This window comes from Bacillus sp. 220_BSPC (assembly GCF_001054655.1).
GTDB classification, from domain to species: Bacteria; Bacillota; Bacilli; order Bacillales; family DSM-1321; genus Peribacillus; species Peribacillus frigoritolerans.
This window is the reverse complement of sequence record NZ_JVPL01000153.1, coordinates 1-2,505: the sequence shown is the minus strand read 5'-3', so window position 1 is coordinate 2,505 and position 2,505 is coordinate 1. Positions and strand designations below refer to the sequence as shown.

The following is a 2,505-nucleotide window of genomic DNA, read 5'->3' as shown; positions in this document are numbered from 1 at the left end:
TGACCGGTTGGCTCCATGCCTACAATCACTTGATTTAACTTACACCCTTTAACAAGTTGGGTAATCCAATCTAGAAACGAATGAAATCCTGCTTTCGTATTTTCAAAGAAACACGTTTTACCCAATTCCAATCCTCTAAAATCTTGTGCTCTCGCGACATGATTGTGCTTGGCTATATCTACTCCGACAATTAAGGTTTCAGAAGTAATTTGAGAGATTTTATGATTTTGGTTATAATTCAATGTGAGACCTCCAAATAGATGTATTGTCCTTTTTAGCTGGCCAGCTCAGGACACATTCATCTTATCAAGAGGTCTTTTTTCGTTCAAACCTCATTTTCAGTTATTACAGGAATGCTGCCCCGTTAGTTCCATAAAAAAAGCTGCCTTAAAGACAGCTCCGATCTTCAGCTAACGCACCCGTTATTTTTAGTACATTTCTTCACAAATATAAGAACAAGAGCTGCCAATGCAACTCCCTTATTTGAGTAAAGCACCTGTTAGTTGAAGAAATCATATCCTTGCTTAGCTTCTCAAATAAACAACACTGTTTCTTCGTTCTACTTGAAAATTTAAATCATCCTTACTATTAAGCATATAAACTGCATCTTTATAATTCTCAGATTCAAAAGATATACCGTATCCATTATTCTCAGGATAACCATATAAATAGCAGACCACTTTTCCATCGTTCAAGAATACAATTTGATTCATTCCTTCATTTACAGTTGCGTTAATAGTATCCCATTTATAACCTACCGTTTCATATATATGTTCTGACGGGGTATATGGTTCAAAGGAATATACTACATCCCAGTCAAACGGTGTTACTTCTAATAAATTTATTGTTTCAACGGAATGTCCAATTGATAACACTTCTTCTTTTAACAACTCTTCGTTTACATCCCATAAATCTTTCTTTAATAGATTTATAAAGATAGCTATACAAATAATACCCAAAGCTATAATTAATACTGTCTTTTTAGATTTCATAACTATACTCCACCTTGAACAACAACCTTCCTAAAAAATATTCTATTTCATTATAACAATTATTTATAAAAATGGAATGTATTCACAATTAACTAACCTGCCCCGATGGTTCCATAAGAAAAAGCTGCCTTAAAGACAGCTCCGATCCTCAGCTAACGCACCAGGTTAGCTTTTTAAAAAATAAGCATGCTAGTTTACATTAGTATGGTGTTAATAATTTATTTGCTGCTTATCTTTACTATAGACAATGATTTTATATTCATCATCTTTTATGGTCTTTTTAACCTCTTCCGATTCTAAAAAGTCCCTAATTGTATTTTCAACTTTAGATCCAAGTTGTTTACTATCCGGATTAGAAGAAGATATAGTGGTTTTAATATATAAGGTCATCGGCTGAGGATGCGCTGAAAAAGAAAAACCGTTTACCTGATATTCTTTTTTGCTATACAGCCCATCAATAATTGTACTTATGACTCTGCCCCACCTATTCTCCTGCTCTCTTATTTTTAAGTTAATTTTGTTGAACTTTAATGTATATTTCTGATCCGTTTCTTTCGTTATTACATTTTGAACCAGTTCTTTTATATTTTCAGCATCTTTTTCAGTAGTAGGTATCCCAATATTAATAATTAAATCACCTGAATTATTCAGTGTACCCACTTGGGTAGTAACATCATGATAATTATGTTTTTTCAATTCTTGATCCAAAGCTCTTTGAACTTTTGAAGCTTCTTCATATTTCTTTATTGTTTCTGGACTTGGTTTTTCTTCATCCATGACCTTGTTTTTAATTACCTTGATTGTATAACCGTCATATTCTCTCGACCTTAATACCTCCAAGGCAGTTTCTTCTACATCTTTACGTACATCCTGAAAATATTCCTCTGACCCATCTACTCTTATTTCTATTTTGTTATCTCCATTAGTACCTATTCTAGTTTTATAACCCTCGTTCTCTAATCTTTCTTGTATCGATATAAAAATATCTTTTGTATGTAACACTTTATTTAAATAAGGGATTTTTGACATAACCTCTGCCATTGCAGGGGAGATAAAAGCTGCGCCAATAAATAAACTAAATAATATGACCAACGCGATACCAGAGTATGTTAACTTCCTGATCCAACTTAATTTGATAGGGTGCTTATTTCTCTCTTGGGACTCCAACTTTTCAATATCAGAAATGATTCGTTTTTTCAGTTCTTGTTTTTGCTTTGTTTTCCACATTAGATCGGCATTTAACTTCTTTAAGGAGATATCTAAATCAGTATCTTCATATTGTTTTTTCATCCAAATACCCCTCCTTTATTAGTTGTTTTTTTAATGCTGGAATAGCTCTAAAAAGAGTTGATTTAACTTTACTCTCAGACCAACTCAATATCTTTGCTGTATCCTCAATGGAAAAACCTTTGATTTTTCTTAAAACGATCACCATTCGATATGTATCTTTGATTTCCCCTAACGCTTTATATAGTTCAGATGATTCCTCTTTTATTCGAATCATTTCTTCAGG

General features: G+C 32.7%; 4 protein-coding genes. All 4 read right to left on the bottom strand.

The features are described from left to right. The coding region (locus ADA55_RS10085) for an IS110 family transposase (RefSeq protein WP_048682918.1) at positions 1–242 on the bottom strand (242 nt) is incomplete at its 3' end. A 282-nt stretch (positions 243–524) separates the two neighbouring features. Beyond that, positions 525–992, bottom strand: coding sequence for a hypothetical protein (locus tag ADA55_RS10080; protein ID WP_048682914.1), 468 nt, complete (start codon positions 990–992; stop codon positions 525–527). A 210-nt stretch (positions 993–1,202) separates the two neighbouring features. Continuing rightward, on the bottom strand, positions 1,203–2,282 hold the full coding sequence (locus ADA55_RS10075) for a DUF4030 domain-containing protein (protein ID WP_048682911.1): 1,080 nt from the start codon (positions 2,280–2,282) through the stop codon (positions 1,203–1,205). Beyond that, a partial coding sequence (locus ADA55_RS10070) for an RNA polymerase sigma factor (RefSeq protein ID WP_048682908.1) occupies positions 2,266–2,505 on the bottom strand: 240 nt, incomplete at its 5' end. The genes ADA55_RS10075 and ADA55_RS10070, both read right to left, overlap by 17 nt.

Excerpts from the sequence above, each read along its gene's own strand:
- ADA55_RS10075 (WP_048682911.1), bottom strand. The coding sequence starts at position 2,282 with ATGAAAAAACAATATGAAGATACTGATTTAGATATCTCCTTAAAGAAG.
- ADA55_RS10080 (WP_048682914.1), bottom strand. The coding sequence starts at position 992 with ATGAAATCTAAAAAGACAGTATTAATTATAGCTTTGGGTATTATTTGT.